The organism is Acinetobacter nematophilus (assembly GCF_026344175.1).
Taxonomy (GTDB): domain Bacteria; phylum Pseudomonadota; class Gammaproteobacteria; order Pseudomonadales; family Moraxellaceae; genus Acinetobacter; species Acinetobacter nematophilus.
In genome coordinates this window covers 24,801-46,092 of sequence record NZ_JAPKMY010000005.1, presented here as the reverse complement: position 1 = coordinate 46,092, position 21,292 = coordinate 24,801, and the positions used below count along the sequence as shown (strand labels likewise).

The following is a 21,292-nucleotide window of genomic DNA, read 5'->3' as shown; positions in this document are numbered from 1 at the left end:
AATGAACAAGCAAAATTATGCCAATGAAAAACTATTAATCGCCAATCGTGGTGAAATTGCCGTACGTATTATCCAAGCATGTCGTGATATGGGTATTACGTCTATTGCCATGTATGCAGATGATGACATGGGCAGCTTACATGTTGAACTTGCGGATGAGGCATGGGGTTTAGCGGGAGCAACAGCCAAAGAAACCTATTTAAATATCGATGCAATCATTGATGTTGCAAAGAAATCCAAAGCCACGATGGTACATCCTGGTTATGGTTTTTTATCAGAACGTGCAGAGTTCGCTCAAGCAGTGATTGATGCTGGTTTAAAATGGGTCGGTCCATCTCCAACCGCGATTCAAAAGTTAGGGGATAAAATTGAGGCGCGTAAAATCGCAGCTTCAGTAGGTGCACCCTTGGTTCAGGGTACCCAAGATCCATTGAACAATGCAGAAGAAGCATTAGCTTTTGCCAAACAGCATGGTTTGCCTATTGCGATTAAAGCGGCATTTGGTGGTGGTGGACGCGGTCTCAAAGTGGTCTGGAAACTTGAAGAAGTGAAAGAACTCTATGAGTCTGCGGTTCGAGAAGCAAAAGCGGCATTCGGTCGCGGTGAGTGTTTTGTCGAGCAGTATCTGGACAACCCGCGTCATGTAGAAGCTCAGGTGATTGCTGATCAGCATGGTCATGTGGTGGTGTTGGGTACGCGAGATTGTTCTCTGCAACGCCGTAATCAAAAACTGGTCGAAGAATCTCCTGCGCCGTTTATCAGCGATCAGATTTATCAAGAAATTCTCAGTTCTGCAAAAAATATTTGTCAGGCAGCAGACTATGTTGGTGCAGGAACTGTTGAATATTTATTAAGCCAAAATGGCACATTGTCATTTCTTGAAGTCAATACTCGTTTGCAGGTCGAACATCCTGTGACTGAGGAAACGGCACAAGTAGACTTGGTGGTTGAACAAATCAGAGTTGCATTAGGTGAAGAACTGTCTATTCAATACACGCCAAAAGCGCGTGGGCATGCAATTGAGTTCCGAATTAATGCCGAAGATCCGAGTCGTGGTTTTATTCCGGCATTTGGTACATTAAGTTTATTTGAAGCGCCATTTGGACATGGCGTGCGCGTAGATACGGGAGTGCGCACAGGCTCGCTGGTTTCAAGCCATTTTGACTCTTTAATGGCCAAGCTGATTGTGACTGGCTCAACCCGTGAGATCGCAATTGCGCGTGCAAGACGGGCATTAAAGCAATTTAAAATCGAAGGTGTTGCATCTGTTCTGGATTTTCATCGTGCTGTATTGAATGAACCTGATTTTACCGATGAATTTAAGGTACATACGCGCTGGATTGAAAATGACTTTAAGCAGGTACTCAAACCTACACAGCGAAGTATTCCTCAACATCAGCAAGCGATGACTTTGAGCTATATTGAGATTGATGGGAAGCTACATCGTCTCGGATTACCCGCAGGCATGTTTGCTCAAAACACCACTTCTACTGCACAACAGTTGGAGCAGAAAGCAGAACTCGAGATTAAACCTGAACATTTGCCTGCACCCATCAATGGCGCCATCATGGCATGGAAAGTCCAATCAGGCGAGCAGGTCATTGAAGGGCAAGTGGTGGCGATTATGGAAGCCATGAAAATGGAAGTCCAAGTTTTAGCGCATCAAAGCGGTCAAATACAAATATTGGCAGAGGTCGGTACAACATGCCAGGCTGATCATGTGATTGCCACGATTCAATAGCCCTCATGCATATGCAATTAAATCCGAACGTAAAAATTGGAAATTTATAGTTAAATTTCCAATTTTATTTGACCTTTTACTGAAAGCCCGTTGTAATGCACGCCACTGTTTAATCGCAAACCTTTGATCATGCCGCATACAGTTGTTCTTTTTGACCTTGAAAATAATATGCCCACGGCACACACGCTGGGCAAAATGGTAGCGCATTACACTATATTATATCTTTTCAATCGCACTGGACATTTTGATTATTCACTGGCTGATCTCACTGAGCTTTCCAGTTGGATCAACAGTGGGCAAGTGGTGATTTTAGATGTGCCTGAAGCGGCTCAAAAAGAATATGAATATGCCGTGATTGCAGGGCAATTGTTGGCGCTTTTAACGCCAGATACACAGATCGAAATTATTTCAGCTTCGCCAAGTTCTACAGTGCTGTTGGACATCATCCGGAATGTACATCTCGATTGCCGTCTTGTTCAAATCGAGTCGACAGGTCAATTGCCAAGTCAAAAACGACAGCTTCCGAGTCTTGAAACAATTCAAAAAAAACCGTATTTACAAATGGTTAAAAAATACTGTGATGCTTTGGGAAAGATGACAGGAAAGCCGAACACAGTTGAAAAATTACGTAATTCGGTTGCCAGTACTTTGCAGGTTGTGCCAGAAAAAGCCCAGCATCTTGTAGGAATGCTGATCAATTTAAGAATTGTGAAATGTTTTGATCAACAAATTTCCTATCGGAAAAAAGTCTTAAAACAGTGGATCAGTCTAGATGTTGAAAATTCAAATTCTCCTGATCAAACGGATCAACAGTTCGACCGACAATCACATATCAAATTACATAAAATCGATCAAATTTTAGAAAGCTTACATGCGTATCCACAGCAGGTAGATGATCAAGAATCAATTGAAACAGTGCAACAGGGGCTGTTTAAAAATTTTGAGCAGATTGATCCTGTTCAAATTGAAGTGATTCATAAACTGAATGATTTAAAAACATCGAAACCCAAAGATATTTATGCCTTGCGTGATCTATTGGAAAAAATGTTCCCTCAATCTGATGTTCGTTTATTGCTGAAAGAGCTGATTGAAAAAGGCTATATTTATTGGAATGGACATGAAGTGGTCTATAGCCATGAAATGTATTTGAATTGATGCTGTTTAAATGGATGAAAGAAATACCACAGCGTATCTCTCTCATTTATTTTCTGAATTTATTGATTGCGACACTTTATAAATTGGCGACACCACCATCAATCAATAATTCAGTTCCCACAACAAAACGAGACTCATCAGAAGCAAGATAAATAAAGGCGTTGGCAATTTCTGTTGCTGTGGCAAGCCTTTGAAGAGGGACTAAATTTTCAATACTGGTCTTTAATTGTTCGGCTTCAGCGGGACTGTCTGCAACTTTATTGAGTGCAGGGGTGAACGTCGGTCCAGGAGAAAGCAGATTAAAGCGTATTTTATGATTTAACAGTTCTCTTGAAAGTGTTTTGACCAGAGAGCGTAAAGCGATCTTTGAAGCAGCATATACACTGCTTTTTTCTAGCGCGATATGAATGCTGGTCGAACCACACAAAATCACTGAAGCATTTGGGTGGATCATCGGAAGAAGGCTTTGGATTAAAAAGAAAGGACCCTTGAGATTGGTATTGAATATCTCATCAAATTGTTCAACGTTCCATTGACCAAATTGTTGATGGTTTACATTGCCTGCATTGATATAAATCACATCGAAGCTCAAGGAGAATTGCTGTAATTTTTCGATAAAATCATGCTGAGAATTCAAGTCAGCATGGTCACATGCAAAACCCATACTTTGCAATCCGAGTTGATGTTGGGTTTGGGTGAGTTGATTTATATTCCGTCCAGTAAAGATCACCCGAGCACCTTCTTCAATTGCCCGTTGTGCGGCAGCAAAGCCAATTCCACTGGTTGCACCTGTGATTAAAACAGTCTTGTCTTTTAATCTCATTTTTTCACTATAATGTCATTAAGAAAAACGTATATTGTGAAAATTTATCCGCAGAGGTAAGAACTTACCAAATAGTAACTAAGTGGCTGTTCGGTTTGAAACAGGCTGAAATCAGCCTTGATAAATTGTAGCTTTATGTAAGGTGAAAAATGACAACTGTGCACTATGAACAAAACTGTTCGATTATGCGATTCGTTGCAATCTTTTCCGGTAAGTGGGTCTTGCCGATTGTCTATCATCTTATACACGCTCAACATCCTGTACGATTTAATCAATTACAGAAAGCTTTAGCTCCGATTCCACAAAAGGAGCTTTCAAAACAATTGAAGCTTTTGGAAGAGTGTCAACTGATCTCAAAACAGATCTATCCGGAAATTCCGCCGCGTGTGGAATATCAAATTACTGCATTGGGAAAATCACTGGAAAGTTCGATTCGCGCATTGGGCGATTGGATGATGTTTTATGAAAAAAATAGAGATGAAAAATAAGACATTAAACTGACTTTAAACTTACAGATTCGTTGTAATTTTAATTTTAAACTTGCGTTTTATATTCAGCTTATGCAACTCTAATATAGGAATTAAAAGGTGAACTATGGAACACACTGGTCTTTGGGTTGCGCTCGTTATCATTGTTTTTGTTTTGGGCTCAATTTTTGGCTTACGCGTAAGCCCGAGAGAAAAAGCATTGGGTTTAATGCGAGAAAAAGCCCGTAAGATGGGGTTGCATCCGCGTTTGGTGGCTGCGCCAGAGTGGACAAAAATCCCGATGGCAACAGAATCACGTGCAAGTATGGTGGCTTATTATAGTGTACTTATTCCAGATGCACGTTTGGCGCTGATGCGTGCATGTGTCGAAGATGAAAAGCTTCATGTGATTCAAGGTGATGAGAAATTTAATGATTTTCCCATTGCATTAAAAGGGATTTATGCTATTGATATGCAGGCAAATTGTGTAGGGCTTTATTGGGACGAAGAATCTGACCTTAGAGCAACACAACTTGATGATATGAAAGCATATTTACTTAAATTGGCTGAAATTTAACTTTATAATAGGAACAGTGGTTTATTATGGCGAACGCTCCTCGGTCCACATCCAAAAGCACTACAGCAAACTCTCCTGATGCTGGTAAAAAGCGTGCATTAGTGATTGTGGAGTCGCCTGCAAAAGCGAAAACGATTAATAAATATTTAGGCTCAAATTACATTGTCAAGTCATCCGTAGGTCATGTTCGTGATTTACCTACAGGTGGTTCTGGCAAAACAGCAGAAAAAAAGCCTGCTACACGAACTAAATTGACAGAAGAACAGAAGGCTGAAAAAGCACAATCCGCTCTGATCAACCGTATGGGTGTTGATCCAGAACATGGTTGGAAAGCCAAATATGAAGTGCTTCCTGGTAAAGAAAATGTGGTTGCAGAACTCAAAAAGCTCGCCAAAGATGCAGATGAAATCTATCTTGCAACGGATTTGGATAGGGAAGGGGAAGCGATTGCCTGGCATTTAAGGGAAGTAATTGGTGGTGATGACAGTCGTTACCATCGTGTGGTTTTTAATGAGATCACCAAAAATGCCATTCAAGAAGCATTTAAACAGCCGACACGTTTAGATTTAAATCGTGTCAATGCACAACAGGCTCGTCGTTTCCTCGATCGAGTGGTTGGTTTTATGGTTTCTCCTTTGTTGTGGGAAAAAATTGCGCGCGGTTTATCTGCGGGGCGCGTACAGTCTGTTGCAGTGAAATTGGTGGTAGAGCGCGAACGTGAGATTCGAGCTTTTGTTCCAGAAGAATACTGGCAAGTTTTTGCGGATACAAAATCTAAAAAAGATGAGATTCGTTTAGAAGCAGTCAAACAAGCAGGTAAGGCATTAAAACTACAAAATAAGGCGCAAACCGATGCTTTGTTGAATATTTTAAAAGATGCTGAATATAAAGTTGCAACACGTGAAGATAAACCGACCAAGGTTAATCCAAGCGCACCCTATATCACATCTACACTGCAACAAGCAGCAAGTACACGTTTAGGGTTCTCTGTAAAGAAAACCATGATGCTTGCACAACGGTTGTATGAAGCCGGTTTTATTACCTATATGCGTACTGACTCAACTTTTTTAAGTGATGATGCAGTCAGTATGGTGCGTCAGCACATCGAAACAGAATTCGGTGCAAAATATTTACCAGCCAAAGCCAATCGTTATGGTAACAAGGCAAATGCGCAGGAAGCACATGAAGCGATTCGTCCTTCAAATGTCGCCCTGAAAGGCGATAGTTTGGCTGGTGTAGAACGTGATGCACAACGTTTGTATGATTTAATTTGGCGCCAATTTGTGGCGTGTCAAATGACACCGGCAGAGTATTTATCTTCGACGATTTTAGTGAATGCGAATGGTGTAGAACTCAAAGCCAAAGGTCGAACTTTAGTATTTGACGGTTTTACCAAAGTTCGTGGTCAAAACAAATCTGATGACGATGTTTTATTGCCTGCGGTTAAAGTAGGTGAAATTTTAAAACTTGAGAAACTTGATCCTTCTCAGCATTTCACTAAGCCCCCTGCACGTTTTACTGAAGCATCATTGGTCAAAGAACTTGAAAAACGCGGTATTGGTCGACCATCAACATATGCTGCGATTATTTCAACGATTCAGGATCGTGGTTATGTTAAACTCGATAACCGCCGTCTTTTCGCCGAGAAGATGGGAGAAATTGTTACCGATCGTTTGGATGAGAATTTCAATAACCTCATGAATTACGCTTTTACAGCGGATCTAGAAGGTCAGTTGGATAAAGTTGCAGATGGTGAGCGCAATTGGAAAGAGCTGTTGGACAGTTTTTATGGCGATTTTAAAAAGCGTTTAACCACAGCTCAAGGTGAGAACGGCATGCGTCGTAACTTACCTGTAGAAGTTGAGGCGGTACATTGTAAAGAGTGTGATCGCCCTATGCAGATTCGAACGGGGACGACAGGTGTATTTCTGGGTTGTTCAGGTTATAACTTACCACCGAAAGAGCGCTGCAAGGGTACTTTGAATCTAACGCCTGTCGAATCACTGGCAGCACTTTCTGATGATGATGGTGCGGAAACTGCCGATTTGATGTCGAAAAAACGCTGTCCAATTTGCGGTACTGCAATGGACAGTTATGTCATTGATGGTGGTCGAAAACTGCATATCTGTGGAAACAATCCAGACTGTGATGGTTATGAACTTGAAGAAGGTGAGTTCAAAATCAAGGGCTATGATGGACCAACCATTCCATGTGACAAGTGTGATGGCGAAATGCAGTTGAAAAATGGTCGGTTTGGTCCTTACTTTGCGTGTATGAGCTGTGATAATACCCGTAAAGTACTGAAGAACGGTCAACCTGCGCCACCACGTGTAGATCCAATTAAAATGGAACATTTACGTTCAACCAAACATGATGACTTCTTTGTTCTTCGTGATGGTGCTGCGGGTCTATTCTTGGCTGCAAGTAAGTTCCCGAAAGTACGTGAAACACGTGCACCTAAGGTGGCTGAATTGCGTTCTGTTGCAGATCAACTTGATCCAAAATATCAATTTATTTTGCAAGCGCCTGATCAAGATCCAGATGGAAATCCGACATTGGTGAAATTCAGTCGTAAGAATCAAGCACAGTATATTGGTTCGGAAACACCAGAAGGAAAACAAACCAAATGGTCGTTGCTTTACCAGGATGGAAAATGGGTTGAAGCCTAAGTTTTAAAACTGATTAAAAAATGCTCACAAAGGTGGGCATTTTTTATATCAATTACGATTAGAAGCGGTATGATAAATAAATGAATAAGAAACTAAAAAATTGGGGATATTTTGGAAAATACTAAAAAATTTGCGGTTTTAATTGATGCAGATAACTCATCTGTGAACTCAATTTCTTCGGTATTGGAAGAGGTAGCGAAATACGGGATTGCCAGTGTAAAGCGTGTTTATGGAGATTGGAGCAGTGATTCCCTGAAAAAATGGAGAGAAGTGTTGTTGCCGCATGCGATTACACCCGTACAGCAATTTGCATATACCAGCGGAAAAGATGCTACAGATATGATTTTGATCATCGATGCGATGGATTTATTATACGGCGGCGCATTGGATGGTTTTTGTATTGTATCCAGTGATAGTGACTTTACTCCTTTGGCTTCAAGAATTAGAGAGAGCGGTTTAGTTGTTTATGGTTTTGGACGTAAGAAAACCCCTGAGCCATTTAAAAAAGCCTGTGACAAATTTATTTCGATAGAAAATTTAATTTCTGAAGAAAAAGAAGAAGACAAACAAAGTGTTGAAACTAAAAATAATGAAAATACCAGAAAAACTTCTTCAATCGAGAAAGAAGAAACTAAACCCCCACTGGATAAAGCAACTTTAAATTTGATTTACAAAGCGGTAAAAGACAACTCAGATGACAATGGTTGGGCATATCTAGGTTCTATTGGCACCTATTTGAGTACAGTCAAGCCAGATTTTGATACTCGTGACTATGGTTATACGAAATTATCGGGACTGATAAAAGCTGTGGAAGTTTTTGAAACAAAAATAGAAGGTAGTCAAATGTTTCTTAAAAAACGAAAAAAGCAGAGCTGAATTGAATGTGGAAAAAACTTCGAATTACAATTTTATTGATGATCCTGCTGATTGTTGGAGTGAATGCTTGGCGAGATATGAATCAAGATTGGACAAAGCCGATTGTGGTTTTACTGCATCCGATCAATGCAGATGGGCAAGTCTCTACGTCCCATTATATACAGCAAATCTCTGTCGATGATTTACAGGAGATGACGCATTATTTGGTGCAACAATCGCTGCTTTTCCGTGGACAAGCGACATCGTTTCATTTCCAGCTAGGGCGTGAGCTGAATACTCCTCCACCAAAATTTCCTGACTCTACAGGTATATTGAATACGATATTATGGAGTTTAAAGTTTAGATTCTATGCGTGGAAACAACATCAAGGAGAGGATGGTGCGCCGTCTGTAACGTTATATCTGAATTATTATGATCCAAAGTTGCAGAAAGTTTTAAAGCACTCTACCGCCTTGGAGCGTGGACGTATTGGCTCAGTCAACTTATTTGCTTCACAAAAGCAGAGCTCCAGTAATCAAGTTGTTTTGGTGCATGAACTCTTACATACTTTTGGTGCACAGGATAAATATGATCTATCGACAGGGCAGCCGCTTTATCCGACAGGTTATGCAAATCCTGAGCAAGAACCGCTTTACCCACAGCAACGTGCAGAAATCATGGGAGGATATATTCCACTTTCCCAAAGCAAAAGCAAAACACCTGAACGTTTAGCAGATACCATGATCAGCCGTTTAACCGCACAGGAAATGGGATGGGTAAAATAGTATCCAAGCAGATCCCTTAATTTTGTTTCTGGATATGGGCGAATAATTTCTGTGTTTTAGATGCAGATTTTATACAGACAAGATGCTGAATTAGATCAACAATCAAATCAATGAATAACAAAGAAGAGAAAAATATGCGTACAGTAGGAAATGATTTAGTTCGTCACCAACTCCATGAAAACCGCAAATGGTATCTTTTACTTGGGGCATTGTTGGTGATCTTTGGCTTGGTCTTATTGGCTTCATTGGGGATGGCAACACTTACAGTTATTGTACTGTTTGGTGCATTGATGATGATTGGTGGGATTTTACATCTCATTGCAGCATTTAAAATTTTTGATGGCGGGTTCCGCTGGCTTTGGGCATTGTTTGGGGTGCTGTATCTGATTGCCGGGTATTATGCATTTAAATCACCAGTGACTACCGCAGTGGTGCTGACCAATCTTCTGGCAATTGCTTTATTGATTGGTGGTTTTATTCGTATTTTTAATGCGTTTATGCTCAAACCAATGTCTGGATGGGGGTGGACATTATTTTCAGGTTTATTAACTTTGGCAACTGGGGCAATTATTTTAGCATCACCAGATGCGCCTTTCTGGGTGCTTGGACTGTTCTTGGGCGTTGATATTTTATTTCAAGGAGTGAACTATCTTACTTTTGCCGCAGCAATCAAACATATTCCTCCTGCAAGTCATTAATTTAAGCGCTGCTTCTAAATAGACCAATGATAAAAAACGCCTGAGATATTACATCGGGCGTTTTTATTTTGCAGTTTCAAACGATAAAATTTGATCTTGATCAAACACCAGATCTAAAACAAATGTTTTCCGCTTATCCAGGTGCAACACGATATTGACTAGAAATAGCAATACGATTCCATGTATTAATCACAATGGCAATCCATTCAATTGCGGTAATTTCAGCACTGGACAAATGTTGCGCTGCCTGCTCATAAGCTTGGTCAGGAAAATGATGCTGGGCAAGCAATGTGATTTCTTCAATTAAAATTAACGCTGCACGTTCTTTTTGATTAAAGTATTCGCTTTCACGCCAAGCACTGATCAGGGCAATACGATCAGTCGTCTCACCTGCTTTAACTGCATCTTGGGTATGCATGCGAACACAAAAAGCACATTGGTTGATTTGAGAAGCGCGTAATTTCAATAGATGTGAAAAGCCGATATCTAACCCAGCCTGTTGAACTTTCTGCATAGATAAATTTTCAAGTTCGATGACTGTTTTGTAGAGTTCTGGGACTGTTTTTCCAAGATTTATACGTTGCATAATGATTATTTCTTGCGTGTTAATTTTTCATTTAACAGTTTATCTACCCAAAAAAAATGGTTATGTTATTTTTTGAATCTCACCAAAATAAATTTTCTCATGACCAAAATTTTTGTTCTTGCTCCAGACTCATTTAAAGAAAGCATGACAGCTGAACAAGCCTGTTGTGCGATGCAACGCGGTATCAACACAGCGATTGCTGATGCGCAGTGTATCCATGTGCCTATGGCGGATGGTGGTGAGGGAACTGTTGATGCACTCGTCTCTGCGCGGAATGGTCGTAAAATACACTTTGAAGTCACTGGTCCTCTGATCGGTCAAAATATTCAAAGCTATTTAGGTTTAATTGATGAGGGTAAAACAGCCGTTATTGAAATGGCGATGGCGAATGGTATTCACCTGCTCGAAAAGTCCCAACGAAATCCTTTAGTGACAACAACACTAGGGACAGGTGAAATGATTAAAACTGCCTTGGAATTGGGTGTGTCTAAAATCATTATCGGTTTGGGTGGGAGTGTCACCAATGATGCGGGTGCAGGAATGGCGCTGGCCTTGGGTGCAAAATTTTTAGATAAAAATATGCATATTGTGGATGTCTGTGGTGGGCAACTGGAGCAAATCGAGACCATTGATATTTCGCAATTGGATCATCGTTTGAAGCAGACAGAGATTGTGATTGCCAGTGATGTGACGAATCCTTTATGTGGAGCATCTGGTGCTGCTTATGTGTTTGCCCCACAAAAAGGAGCAACACCTGAGATGGTTGAAAAGCTGGATCGGAATTTAAGATATTTTGCCGATTTGGTGAAACAGCAATTAAATATCGATGTTGCCGATGTACATGGGGCGGGTGCAGCAGGTGGTTTAGGCTTTGGCCTGATGGTCTTTACAGGTGCAAAAATACGTTCAGGTGTAGACATTGTGATTGAAGAAACTCAGCTGGCAGAAAAGATTGCGAAAGCTGATTATGTTTTGACTGGAGAAGGTGGTATAGATTTTCAGACCAAGTTTGGTAAAACTCCTTTTGGAGTGGCGCAAGTTGCAAAGAACCTGAATAAACCTGTGATTGCTTTTGCTGGTTACGTGGGGCAAGGGGTTGAGGAATTATACACCGACGGTTTTAGTGCAATTTTTGGCATTGTTGATGGTGCATGTGATTTACAAACAGCATTGAAGCAGGGAGAGAAAAATTTACAGCGCTGTTGTGAAAATGTCATTCGGTTGCTCAATGTCTAGTCCGGTCTTGCAGATAGACCTGCTTTGGCATTTTTAAAATGCAAAGCATATTGCATTCTGTTGTATTTTTTTGCATTGATTTAAACGTCAATTCATGACTTGATACGAGGGTTTAAATGCATATTTTAGGACAGCTCTGCTAAACTAACGACCATCCATGCAATGATGAGTGAAAATGAGTTTAGCCAACCTGATTGATGAATTAAACCCTCAACAAAAACAAGCTGCTACGACTGGAACAAAGCATAGTCTAGTGCTTGCAGGGGCAGGTTGTGGCAAAACCAAAACGATTGTTGCTCGTGCTGCATATCTGATTGATCAAGGTATTCCAGCGAATCAAATTCAGATTTTGACTTTTACGCGCCGTTCTGCCAGTGAAATTGTAGCAAGAGTCGAGTTGGCGTTGGGGGATCAGGCGAAAGGATTACGTGCCTCAACATTCCACACGTTCTGTATGTATTTATTGCGCCGTGCACCCAAGGCATTTGGTCTGGATCAGTTTTCAATCATTGATCGTGATGATCAATTGATGTTGTTCCGTCTGATTCGCGGTAAAGATGATAAAAAAAATCCGAATGCTTTACCGAAACCACAACAACTTTGTGATTTATATTCTTTTGCTCGCAATACACGTCAAAAACTGAGTTTGGCTTTAGAAAAACAGTTGCCTGAGTTTTTAGACGATAAAGATCAAATTGCTGAAATCATGAAAGAGTATGAAAGCCGTAAACGTGCTCGTAGCTTTCTGGACTATGATGATATTCTTGCTGTTGTTGGATCGGCTTTGGCACAATCTGAAGGATTGGTTGAGTATGTGGCAAGTCTGTGCCAATACATGCTGGTAGATGAAATGCAAGATACCAATCCCTTGCAGTGGGCAATTTTAGAACCTTTGAAAGAAAAAACCTCATTGTTTTGTGTTGGCGATGATGCACAATCGATTTATGGGTTCCGCGGTGCAGACTTTGAAAATATTCATCATTTTAAAGATCGAGTGGCAGATGCAGAGATTTTCAAATTAGAAAAAAATTATCGCTCTACCCAAGAAATTTTAGACCTTTCAAATTGGTTGTTGGAACGAAGCCCAATTCATTATGATAAAAAACTTGAAGCTTACCGTGGCGAAGGGCTTAAACCACGTATGCATGTTTTTCCAAATGAGTTTGATGAAGCAAAGTGGATTGCAATAGATATTAAAGAGCGCCATTTGTTGCAAGGCTCAGCATGGAACGATCATATGGTCTTGGTGCGTTCGGCTTTTGCTGCCAGACATATCGAAGCTGCATTTATTCAAGCCAATGTGCCTTACCGTTTTATCGGGGGAATGAAATTACTTGAAACTGCACATGTAAAAGATCTGCTCAGCCTATTGCGTGTGATTGCCAATCCGCTTGACGATATTGCGTGGATGCGTTTTTTAACCTTGTGGAATGGCGTCGGTGATGTAGGTGCAAGTAAGCTTGCTCAACAGCTGTTACTTGATCCTGATATTGAAAGTATTACAGAGAAACTTGAGAAATTTGGACGTATTCCAGATCATACCTTGCTGATCATGAAGCAAATGAGTGTGTTGAAGACTGAAGTTGAAGCTTGCGTTCGGCTTGGTGTTGAAGCAATCCTCAACCAGTTAGAAGAAAATTATGCTAAAAAGGACTGGCATAAACGCGTGGGTGATTTTGATCTGGTGAAACAGCTTGCTTCTAAACATACGCAATTAAGTGAGTTTTTAGAAGAGTACGTACTAGACCCCGTCTCGATTAGTGAGATCGAACGTCAGTCACAGGATGATGTGGTGACAATGATTACGATTCACTCTGCAAAGGGGACTGAACAAAAAGTCTGTTATGTTGCCAACGTATCCGCAGGACAATATCCGCATGCACGCGCACAAGGTAATTTTGATGAAGTTGAGGAAGAGCGTAGAGTCCTTTATGTGGCACTCACCCGTGCACAGAACGAATTGATTTTAACCAAGCAAAATTTAAACTTTTGGGCACATCGTCAGACAGATGAACAGGGAAGAGAAATCGAAAGTTATTTCTTCAATGATTTGACTCGAAATTTATGTACAACAGAAACCCATTACAGACAACGCGAACAAACAGTTAAAAGTGCTTTAATTGAACGGCAAGCGATTAATTTAGATTTTGGCATTGATCTGGATTAAACTATGGCAATTGTGTTTTCATTCAAAAAGTAGGTAGGCGAGTGCTTTTTGATGTTTTTTGCCTCGTTTATATTTAAGGTTGTGAGATGAAAATTTTAGTTCGTAATTTAGAACGTACTGTGACCGAAGCAGAATTGCTGGAACTCTTTAAACAGTATGGTGCCATTGATTCATGTACTTTGGTGTTGGATACAGAAACAGGTAAGTCAAAAGGCTTTGCTTTCGTGGAAATGCCGAATGGTCGTGAAGCAATTAAAGCGATTAAAGGTTTGAATACTTTACGTTTACATGGTCATGGGATTCGTGTGAAAGCTGCGGAAGAAAAGCCAAAAGCTTAATCTAACAAGGAGCAGGAATGCTCCTTTTTTATATAAAGGGATGGTTGAATAGATCACGATCAATTTATTTGTGTTTTCTGTATGGTTGAGTGAGCTATTTTGATGAGCTTATTACTATTCATTTTATTGACATTCAACATGGATAAAATTTATTGTGATTTCTGTGCAATAAAGATTAAGCTAAGTCAAATATGTTGACACTTCACAGATGCTTGCGACTGTGAAATTTTTTTCATGCCTTGTTTATGTCGTTTCAGTCGATAACGCAAGGTATGGTTGCAATCTCAACAGACGCTATGTAATAAATGCCAAAATCTTAGGGAACATCCATGTCACGTGTAGCTCGCTTTCATGCAGACCGTACCAATCAAAAACTTTATTTTGCTCGTCTTTCATGTATGCAGGCAGAGCAGACTGAAAATGTTCAGCAAGCCCAAGCACAACGTGAAGCAGCGGTCTTTCATCTGCATGGTGCGGTTCTGGCTTTTTTACAGGAACTGGTTCGCTATTATCGATTAAATGATTTATCTCCTACTTTGAAGTCGATTGAAGAAAACATGGCTGCCAAAGGGCAGGTATCACCTGAAGTTTTGGTGATGCAGAAGTTGGCAAAGGAAGGATTTATTGCAGAGCTTAAAAGAGCTTATCGTTTGTGCCAATACGCACCTGAACCCAGTGCACCGGAACCAGAGGATGAAACATCATCTAATTTAATTATTAAAGTGACGCAAACACCACAAGCTTGGTTGCCTGATACTAAAATTTTGAGAGAATGGCACCGTGATTTATCACAGCTTATTGATGGTTTTCGTAATGAAATGGTTGAATTCTGATCTTTTTGATCAGATTCACTTGAAATTTTGTTTTAAATGACTATATAAAATATCTACAAGATGCAAAGTGCATTCAGTGCTTTGCCCCATGTTGAGCATGGAGGATTTATGTCTATTGAACAGTTAAAAGAGTTATTTGGGAATCAAGAAGCTATTTTGGAGTTAGTACAACTCGAAGGTGGTGAGTTGGCATTGCGTAATGCAGGTTCTGAGAAAGACCCATTGGTCACGATTCAGTTTAATGAGGAAGTGAAGGCGTTATTGGGTGATCAAACTCCAGTGATAGCTCAGCAAATGATTCAAGCTGCATTGTTTGCCTTGCTTGAAAAGCAAGCGGATGAGTGGCATGCAGAAGTTGTTGATGTGCAGCCAAAATATATGAGCTAAAGTTTGTTTTGCTAGAAGAAGTACAACAAAACGCACTTTAAAGTGCGTTTTTCTTGGTCTTGCTTTGAACTCCGCTAAGATCTCAACAAAGACTTAATGCGTCGGCTCGTGATGATGTGCAATTTGAATTTGATTTAAAATATGGTTGCTCATATTTTTCGCCATTTCCTCTTTTGCATAATAGACTTCACCGATATTGTCTTTACGAATGACCTCAGCTTCTTCTTTATTCTCAGCACAAACCAAAACTTGAATTTCTGGATTAAGTAATTTCGCTGTGTCGACAATTTTATGGATATCGACAATATCCATGGGTGAAATAACCAAGAGTCTTGCATGTTGAATATGTGCTTGAATGAGAACACTCGGTTCCGTGGCACGACCAGAAACCGCAGCGATGCCTTTTTCACGCAAGTTTTCTACAATTTCACGATTTTCCTCTGCAATTACCACCTTAATACCATCTTGCATAAGTGTCTTGGTAATGCGACGCCCGACTTCACCATGACCTACGATCACCACTTGATCACGTAAGTAAGCCTGATCGACTTCATCAGGAAGCATTGCCAATGGATCGCCACTGCGTTCAAGCAAGCGCGCTAAATGTGAGCGTTCACGAATCCAGTTCTGTACAGGCTCAATGGCTGAAAACAAAAATGAGTTGAGGGTAATCGAGAATAATGCACCTGCCAAAATCAAGTTTTGTGCTTCAGGGCTCAATAATCCAAGTGATAAGCCGAGCGTGGCAAGGATGAATGAGAATTCCCCGATTTGTGCCAAACTTGCACCAACAGTTAAAGCGGTATTGATCGGATAGCGGAAGAATAAAACCAAGGCCATTGCTGCCAGCGTTTTACCAATCATAATAATGGCAATGACCACTAAGATATGTAAAGGTTGTTCAATAATAATGCGTGGATCAAACAGCATTCCTACAGAAACAAAGAAAAGAATTGAGAAAATTTCTCTCAATGGTAAGGTTTCTTCTTCCGCACGATGGCTAAAATCTGATTCTTTTACCACCATCCCAGCAAAGAATGCTCCCAATGCCATAGACACGCCAAAGATCGCGTATGAGCCATAAGCAATTGAAACTGCTGCTGCAACTACAGTGAGGGTGAAAAGCTCTCTAGAACCTAAACGAGCGACATATTGCATGATCATAGGAACGAGTCGTTTGCCAACAATCAGCATAAAGGCAATAAAGCCTGTCACTTTTATGAGGGTGATTCCCAATGTCATCCAAATGTTCTGATCTGACTCATGTCCTGCGATTGGATGTCCGCCGAGAAGTACTGCCGTCGCTGGTAGTAAGACCAAGACCAAGACCATAACCAGATCTTCAACCAATAACCAGCCCACAGCGATTTTGCCGTTTACTGAGTTTAGTAAGCCTTTATCTCCCAGTGCCTTGAGTAAAACGACGGTGCTGGCACAAGACAAACTTAAACCAAAGACCAATGCAGACCCAAAACTCCATCCCCACATCATGGAAACAGCGATTCCCAATAATGTTGCAACTGCGATTTGTAAAATTGCCCCTGGTAAAGCAATTCGTCTGACTTGCATTAAATCATTGAGTGAAAAGTGCATGCCTACGCCAAACATCAAAAACATCACACCGAGTTCAGCAAGCTGATTGGCAAGTGTAATGTCCGCGACAATTCCAGGTGTATTGGGACTAATGATAATCCCTGCAATTAAATAACCAATCAGAGGTGGAAGGCGTAAACGTGCAGCGATATAGCCAAAAATGAGGGCTATACCAAAACCGACTGCAAGTAAAATAATCAGATCTACGTCATGAGGCACTAAATACTCCTTAATGTTGAGGAGAAATCATTCAAAAAATCATTTCTAGAAGGGTATGGTTCGTTGTGAAACCATAGAAAGTGCACGAATAGTGCCAAATTTATTGAAGATTTTAACAAGCTGAAGAAAAAAAAGGCAAAAAAAACGACCCAAATGGATCGTATTTTTTAAGAAAACTAAAATTATTTAATTTTAGCTTCTTTAAAGATAACGTGTTGACGGATTTTTGGATCAAATTTTTTGATTTCCATTTTTTCCGGCATAGTACGTTTGTTCTTAGTAGTGGTATAGAAATAACCTGTACCAGCAGTAGAAACTAGGCGAATTTTATCACGCATGGTTCAGACTCCTTAGATCTTTTGACCTTGAGCACGTAGGTCAGCAACAACCTTTTCAATGCCCAATTTGTCGATAATACGCATACCTTTAGTGGTTAAACGAAGACGTACGAAACGTTTTTCGCTTTCTAACCAGAAACGGTGGTGATGCAGGTTCGGCTCGAACCGGCGTTTAGTTTTGTTGTTGGCGTGTGAGACGTTGTTACCAACGACTGGACGCTTGCCGGTAACTTGGCAAACCTTAGACATGGTGTAACTCCATTGATTTAGCCAACAGCAAATCTGTATGGCCAGTCAAAATAAAACGGATTGAATTCATTCAAGGGGCGTTTTATACCAAAATTCCGCTTAAAAGACAAGCGGAATTCGTCAAAACGCAATCTGATCTATTGTGATAGATCATGCCTTGATCAGTTAGCGTAAGAAAGTTTTCTCTAAAATTTTATTTAGGGGTTTATCGTAAGGCGCTAAGATGAATTTTAAGCTAAAGAGCTTAGGAATAGACATCACTGAACGTTCATGTGATAAACCAAAGAAACCTTCTGGGCCATGATATTTGCCCATACCCGAAGCACCAACGCCACCAAATGGTAGATCGTCTTGTGCAACATGGGTCAGTACGGCATTTTGACCGAAATGTCCTGAATGAGTACGTTGAGAAACGTATTCAGCACGAGCATTGTCAAAGTCGAAATAGTATAAAGCAAGTGGACGAGGTCTGCCATTAATAAAGTCAATCACATCGTCGATTTGATCATATTCCATGATTGGAAGGACTGGACCAAAAATTTCATTCTTCATAATGTCCATCGTAGGCAAGACACCTGTTAAGAATGTTGGGGCAATTTTTCGGACTGTAGTTAAATCCTCATGATTAGGATTAATCTCAGTAAATTGAGCACCTTGTTGACGCGCATCTTCTAAATAACCTAGGATACGATTGTACTGTTTGTCATTGATGATACTGGTGTAGTCCTGATTGTCTCGCAAGGTCGGGTACATTGCTGTCGCGATTTCTTTAAATGAGTCAATGAATTCAGCTGTTTTACCTTTAGGCAGGAACATATAGTCAGGTGCAACACAAGTTTGACCTGCGTTCCAAAGCTTGCCAAATGCAATTCGTTCAGCCACCAATTTTAAATCGCTGGATGGGTGTACAATCACTGGCGATTTACCACCCAGTTCAAGAATGACAGGCACAAGATTCTCTGCTGCAGCACTCATGACTGTTTTACCCACATTGGTAGAACCTGTGAAAATGATTTTATCGAATGCTAAATGCGAAAAAGCATCGGAAATTTGCCCACCGCCGTTCACTACTGCAACCAACTCTTGTGGAAATGCCTCAGATAGTGCATTTTCAAGCACATAACCAAATTGAGAAGATGAACTGGAAATTTTTAACATGGCATGGTTACCCGCCGCCAAGGCGCAAATCAGTGGTCCAACGGACAGTAACAACGGATAATTCCATGGTGCGATGATTCCGATCACGCCTAAAGGTTGATATTGCACCCATGCTTTACCAGGTTGGTGTAACATAGACACATGACGCTTAGATGGCTTCATCCATGCTGTTAAATGCTTGCTATAATATTTAATTTGCTCTAAACAGGTAAGTAGTTCACCGATTTTAGTTTCGCTGATTGAACGATTGCCGTAATCTTGGTTGATTGCATCTGCAAATTGATCTTGATATTTTACCAAAACTTTTTTCAAGCGAGCTAAACGTTCAATACGCTCTTTTGCAGTAGGCACAGGATAACGCTGATAGGCAGCTTTCTGTTGCTCAAGAAGATCATGCATACGTTGAACTTCAGGTGAATAGGAAGTCATTGAATCTGTTTTTGTATGACTGTTCATGACAAACACCATTTACGGATAGGTTAATATAATATATTTTTTAGAGTAAATACTCTAAATAGTCAAGTCACTTTATGTTAGCTTGTGCTAACGGTTAAAAATGGTAATAGGATGTCAAGCTCCAAAACTTTGAAAACGAAAGATCGAATTTTGCAGATTAGCCTGCAACTTTTTAATGAACGCGGAGAGCGTGCTGTTACGACCAATCATATTGCAGCTGAGCTTGGGATTAGTCCTGGAAATTTGTATTATCATTTTCGAAATAAGCAAGAAATCATTAAAGAGTTGATGGAGCAATATCAAAAAGAAACTTTGGATATGCTTTCATTACCCGATGACCGTATCGTCAATGCCAATGATAAAATCCGTTATTTCCAAGTGTTGAGCAGTCAACTGTGGGAATATCGTTTTTTACATCGTGATGTCTATCATTTAATTGAAAATAATGAAGATTTTAGAAAGATATATCCCCGTTTTGCCGGTAAAGTGATGCAGCAGGGACAAAAAATTTATCATGCTTTTGTTCAAGCGGGATTGATGCAGATGACAGCATCTGAAATAGAAGCATTGATTATCAATATTTGGATTGTGCTTACCAACTGGACGAACTTTCTTTATATGTCGGGACATTTGAGTGATTCTAATCATTTGGATGAAAAATGGATTTGGCAGGCTTTACGTCAAATGGTGTTTTTAGAAGGTCCTTACTTACGTGGTGAAAGTCGTGAAACCTACGAGCGCTTGTTGGAAAGTTTTGGTTCTTCAGAATTATTTGCAAGTTTATCGGCAGTAAAACACGATTGATGCCGAATCAAGATTGAAAGCTGCTAAAAAAGCGTTAGAATACTCGGCTGTTTTAAACTAATTTATAAGTGATATCCTTCAACATGAACATGACTACTGCCAACACAGCACGTCTACTGATTACTTGTGAAGACAAGCCAGGAATCGTGCAAGCTGTATCGAGCTTTTTGTATCATCAGGGCGCAAACATCACCGCGCTTGATCAATACGCAACTGAAGCTCAGGGCGGGCGTTATTTTATGCGTGTTGAGTTTGAGCTAGACCATTTGCAATCTCGTCGTGAAAGTTTGATTCAGACTTTCGCAAGTAATGTTGCTGAGCGTTATGCGATGCATTGGCGTTTAAGCTTGGTGAGTGACATTAAGAAAGTCGGCATTTTAGTTTCTAAAGTTGACCATGCGCTACTGGAGTTGTTGTGGCGCCATTCGCGTGGTGGCTTGCCTTGTGAAATTACTCAAGTGGTGTCAAATCATGAAGATTTGCGTGAGTCTGTAGAGAACTTTGGCATTCCTTTCCATGTGGTTCCAGTCAATAAAGAAAATAAGCGTGAAGCGTATGCGCAGATTGATGAACTCATGCAGGGCAATGACTTGTTGGTGCTTGCTCGATATATGCAGATTCTTGATGAAGAGTTTGTACAAAAGTGGGAAATGAAGGTGATCAATATCCACCATTCATTCTTGCCTGCGTTTGTTGGTGCAAATCCTTATAAACAAGCCTATGAAAAGGGTGTGAAGTTGATTGGAGCGACTGCACATTATGTCACAGCTGATTTGGATCAAGGTCCGATCATTGAGCAGGATGTAGAACGCGTTAATCATGATTTTACAGTTGAACAATTACGTGAATTGGGTCAGGATGTCGAGCGTAATGTGTTGGCAAGAGCTGTAAAATGGCATCTTGAAGATCGTATTATTGTCGATGGCAACAAGACTGTTGTATTTCAATAATATGTGAATGTTGTTTGATTTTTTAAGATGAAAAAGGGATGTTTTATGCATCCCTTTTTATTTTTTTATTTGTAAAAACGATAAAAAACGCAAAAAAAGCAGTTGCAAATGAAAACACTTCTCATTTATGATTGTTGCACTTTAATTGTTCTATCCGATGAGCTTAATCTGTAAATTGATTGTTTTACAGTTTACTCAATTTTAGGTA

21 protein-coding genes are annotated in these 21,292 nt (G+C 40.3%); 15 read left to right on the top strand and 6 right to left on the bottom strand.

Going from position 1 to position 21,292, the window contains the following annotated elements:
* Position 1 precedes the first annotated feature (1 nt).
* Both OSH00_RS10875 and OSH00_RS10870 read left to right on the top strand, forming a co-directional pair.
* A complete protein-coding gene (locus OSH00_RS10875) occupies positions 2–1,741 on the top strand; it encodes an acetyl/propionyl/methylcrotonyl-CoA carboxylase subunit alpha (protein WP_266130443.1) in 1,740 nt (579 codons plus the stop codon).
* A 129-nt stretch (positions 1,742–1,870) separates the two neighbouring features.
* Positions 1,871–2,896: a hypothetical protein gene (locus OSH00_RS10870; protein WP_266130442.1), complete on the top strand. Its 1,026-nt coding sequence runs from the start codon at positions 1,871–1,873 to the stop codon at positions 2,894–2,896.
* 76 nt (positions 2,897–2,972) lie between these two features.
* Here OSH00_RS10870 and OSH00_RS10865 read toward each other — a convergent pair whose 3' ends face one another.
* A complete protein-coding gene (locus tag OSH00_RS10865) occupies positions 2,973–3,719 on the bottom strand; it encodes an SDR family oxidoreductase (protein WP_266130441.1) in 747 nt (248 codons plus the stop codon).
* 149 nt (positions 3,720–3,868) lie between these two features.
* On the opposite strand from OSH00_RS10865, the gene OSH00_RS10860 reads away from it, so the two are divergent.
* The 6 genes from OSH00_RS10860 (at position 3,869) to OSH00_RS10835 (ending at position 9,770) form a co-directional block, all read left to right on the top strand.
* Complete coding sequence (locus OSH00_RS10860) at positions 3,869–4,207, top strand: winged helix-turn-helix transcriptional regulator (protein ID WP_266130440.1); 339 nt, start codon at positions 3,869–3,871, stop codon at positions 4,205–4,207.
* A 106-nt stretch (positions 4,208–4,313) separates the two neighbouring features.
* The gene (locus OSH00_RS10855; RefSeq protein ID WP_196074476.1) at positions 4,314–4,763 is read left to right on the top strand and encodes an ammonium transporter; all 450 of its coding nucleotides are present in this window, start codon (positions 4,314–4,316) and stop codon (positions 4,761–4,763) included.
* A 26-nt stretch (positions 4,764–4,789) separates the two neighbouring features.
* Entirely contained in the window at positions 4,790–7,432 is a 2,643-nt protein-coding gene (topA, locus tag OSH00_RS10850) for a type I DNA topoisomerase (RefSeq protein WP_266130439.1), read from the top strand.
* A 108-nt stretch (positions 7,433–7,540) separates the two neighbouring features.
* Positions 7,541–8,308 (top strand): NYN domain-containing protein, encoded by a 768-nt coding sequence (locus tag OSH00_RS10845; protein ID WP_266130608.1) that lies wholly within the window; start codon positions 7,541–7,543, stop codon positions 8,306–8,308.
* A 5-nt stretch (positions 8,309–8,313) separates the two neighbouring features.
* Positions 8,314–9,072 (top strand): hypothetical protein, encoded by a 759-nt coding sequence (locus OSH00_RS10840; RefSeq protein ID WP_266130438.1) that lies wholly within the window; start codon positions 8,314–8,316, stop codon positions 9,070–9,072.
* Positions 9,073–9,206: 134 nt separating this feature from the next.
* A complete protein-coding gene (locus OSH00_RS10835; RefSeq protein ID WP_196074493.1) occupies positions 9,207–9,770 on the top strand; it encodes an HdeD family acid-resistance protein in 564 nt (187 codons plus the stop codon).
* Positions 9,771–9,903: 133 nt separating this feature from the next.
* Here OSH00_RS10835 and OSH00_RS10830 read toward each other — a convergent pair whose 3' ends face one another.
* Positions 9,904–10,356, bottom strand: coding sequence for a carboxymuconolactone decarboxylase family protein (locus tag OSH00_RS10830; RefSeq protein ID WP_266130437.1), 453 nt, complete (start codon positions 10,354–10,356; stop codon positions 9,904–9,906).
* A 99-nt stretch (positions 10,357–10,455) separates the two neighbouring features.
* Here OSH00_RS10830 and OSH00_RS10825 point away from each other — a divergent pair, with 99 nt between their 5' ends.
* The 5 genes from OSH00_RS10825 (at position 10,456) to OSH00_RS10805 (ending at position 15,317) form a co-directional block, all read left to right on the top strand.
* Positions 10,456–11,592, top strand: coding sequence for a glycerate kinase family protein (locus OSH00_RS10825; protein WP_266130436.1), 1,137 nt, complete (start codon positions 10,456–10,458; stop codon positions 11,590–11,592).
* 175 nt (positions 11,593–11,767) lie between these two features.
* Positions 11,768–13,759 carry an ATP-dependent helicase gene (locus OSH00_RS10820; RefSeq protein WP_196074481.1) on the top strand — a complete coding sequence of 664 codons (1,992 nt, stop codon included), beginning with the start codon at positions 11,768–11,770 and terminating at the stop codon, positions 13,757–13,759.
* 86 nt (positions 13,760–13,845) lie between these two features.
* Positions 13,846–14,097 carry an RNA recognition motif domain-containing protein gene (locus OSH00_RS10815; protein ID WP_266130435.1) on the top strand — a complete coding sequence of 84 codons (252 nt, stop codon included), beginning with the start codon at positions 13,846–13,848 and terminating at the stop codon, positions 14,095–14,097.
* Positions 14,098–14,426: 329 nt separating this feature from the next.
* Positions 14,427–14,930, top strand: coding sequence for a DUF6586 family protein (locus OSH00_RS10810; protein WP_196074483.1), 504 nt, complete (start codon positions 14,427–14,429; stop codon positions 14,928–14,930).
* Between the two features lie 108 nt (positions 14,931–15,038).
* Positions 15,039–15,317, top strand: a complete 279-nt coding sequence (locus OSH00_RS10805; RefSeq protein WP_266130434.1) for a hypothetical protein — start codon at positions 15,039–15,041, stop codon at positions 15,315–15,317.
* A 93-nt stretch (positions 15,318–15,410) separates the two neighbouring features.
* On the opposite strand, the gene OSH00_RS10800 is transcribed toward OSH00_RS10805, so the two are convergent.
* The 4 genes from OSH00_RS10800 to OSH00_RS10785 form a co-directional block, all read right to left on the bottom strand.
* Positions 15,411–17,129 (bottom strand): cation:proton antiporter, encoded by a 1,719-nt coding sequence (locus OSH00_RS10800; protein ID WP_266130433.1) that lies wholly within the window; start codon positions 17,127–17,129, stop codon positions 15,411–15,413.
* A 182-nt stretch (positions 17,130–17,311) separates the two neighbouring features.
* On the bottom strand, positions 17,312–17,467 hold the full coding sequence (gene rpmG, locus OSH00_RS10795; protein ID WP_003654787.1) for a 50S ribosomal protein L33: 156 nt from the start codon (positions 17,465–17,467) through the stop codon (positions 17,312–17,314).
* Positions 17,468–17,479: 12 nt separating this feature from the next.
* Entirely contained in the window at positions 17,480–17,716 is a 237-nt protein-coding gene (rpmB, locus tag OSH00_RS10790; protein ID WP_000048256.1) for a 50S ribosomal protein L28, read from the bottom strand.
* 165 nt (positions 17,717–17,881) lie between these two features.
* A complete protein-coding gene (locus OSH00_RS10785; protein WP_266130432.1) occupies positions 17,882–19,330 on the bottom strand; it encodes a coniferyl aldehyde dehydrogenase in 1,449 nt (482 codons plus the stop codon).
* Between the two features lie 111 nt (positions 19,331–19,441).
* Here OSH00_RS10785 and OSH00_RS10780 point away from each other — a divergent pair, with 111 nt between their 5' ends.
* Both OSH00_RS10780 and purU read left to right on the top strand, forming a co-directional pair.
* On the top strand, positions 19,442–20,134 hold the full coding sequence (locus tag OSH00_RS10780; RefSeq protein WP_196074486.1) for a TetR/AcrR family transcriptional regulator: 693 nt from the start codon (positions 19,442–19,444) through the stop codon (positions 20,132–20,134).
* Between the two features lie 83 nt (positions 20,135–20,217).
* Complete coding sequence (purU, locus tag OSH00_RS10775) at positions 20,218–21,084, top strand: formyltetrahydrofolate deformylase (protein ID WP_196074487.1); 867 nt, start codon at positions 20,218–20,220, stop codon at positions 21,082–21,084.
* Positions 21,085–21,292 lie beyond the last annotated feature (208 nt).

Bases quoted from the DNA above. Each gene is read 5' to 3' on its own strand.
- OSH00_RS10855 (WP_196074476.1), top strand. From the start codon at position 4,314: ATGGAACACACTGGTCTTTGGGTTGCGCTCGTTATCATTGTTTTTGTT.
- OSH00_RS10835 (WP_196074493.1), top strand. From the start codon at position 9,207: ATGCGTACAGTAGGAAATGATTTAGTTCGTCACCAACTCCATGAAAAC.
- OSH00_RS10875 (WP_266130443.1), top strand. From the start codon at position 2: ATGAACAAGCAAAATTATGCCAATGAAAAACTATTAATCGCCAATCGT.
- rpmB (WP_000048256.1), bottom strand. From the start codon at position 17,716: ATGTCTAAGGTTTGCCAAGTTACCGGCAAGCGTCCAGTCGTTGGTAAC.
- OSH00_RS10825 (WP_266130436.1), top strand. From the start codon at position 10,456: ATGACCAAAATTTTTGTTCTTGCTCCAGACTCATTTAAAGAAAGCATG.
- OSH00_RS10815 (WP_266130435.1), top strand. From the start codon at position 13,846: ATGAAAATTTTAGTTCGTAATTTAGAACGTACTGTGACCGAAGCAGAA.
- OSH00_RS10870 (WP_266130442.1), top strand. From the start codon at position 1,871: ATGCCGCATACAGTTGTTCTTTTTGACCTTGAAAATAATATGCCCACG.
- OSH00_RS10860 (WP_266130440.1), top strand. From the start codon at position 3,869: ATGACAACTGTGCACTATGAACAAAACTGTTCGATTATGCGATTCGTT.
- OSH00_RS10810 (WP_196074483.1), top strand. From the start codon at position 14,427: ATGTCACGTGTAGCTCGCTTTCATGCAGACCGTACCAATCAAAAACTT.
- OSH00_RS10865 (WP_266130441.1), bottom strand. From the start codon at position 3,719: ATGAGATTAAAAGACAAGACTGTTTTAATCACAGGTGCAACCAGTGGA.
- OSH00_RS10805 (WP_266130434.1), top strand. From the start codon at position 15,039: ATGTCTATTGAACAGTTAAAAGAGTTATTTGGGAATCAAGAAGCTATT.
- OSH00_RS10820 (WP_196074481.1), top strand. From the start codon at position 11,768: ATGAGTTTAGCCAACCTGATTGATGAATTAAACCCTCAACAAAAACAA.
- rpmG (WP_003654787.1), bottom strand. From the start codon at position 17,467: ATGCGTGATAAAATTCGCCTAGTTTCTACTGCTGGTACAGGTTATTTC.
- OSH00_RS10840 (WP_266130438.1), top strand. From the start codon at position 8,314: ATGTGGAAAAAACTTCGAATTACAATTTTATTGATGATCCTGCTGATT.
- OSH00_RS10830 (WP_266130437.1), bottom strand. From the start codon at position 10,356: ATGCAACGTATAAATCTTGGAAAAACAGTCCCAGAACTCTACAAAACA.
- topA (WP_266130439.1), top strand. From the start codon at position 4,790: ATGGCGAACGCTCCTCGGTCCACATCCAAAAGCACTACAGCAAACTCT.
- OSH00_RS10785 (WP_266130432.1), bottom strand. From the start codon at position 19,330: ATGAACAGTCATACAAAAACAGATTCAATGACTTCCTATTCACCTGAA.
- OSH00_RS10780 (WP_196074486.1), top strand. From the start codon at position 19,442: ATGTCAAGCTCCAAAACTTTGAAAACGAAAGATCGAATTTTGCAGATT.
- purU (WP_196074487.1), top strand. From the start codon at position 20,218: ATGAACATGACTACTGCCAACACAGCACGTCTACTGATTACTTGTGAA.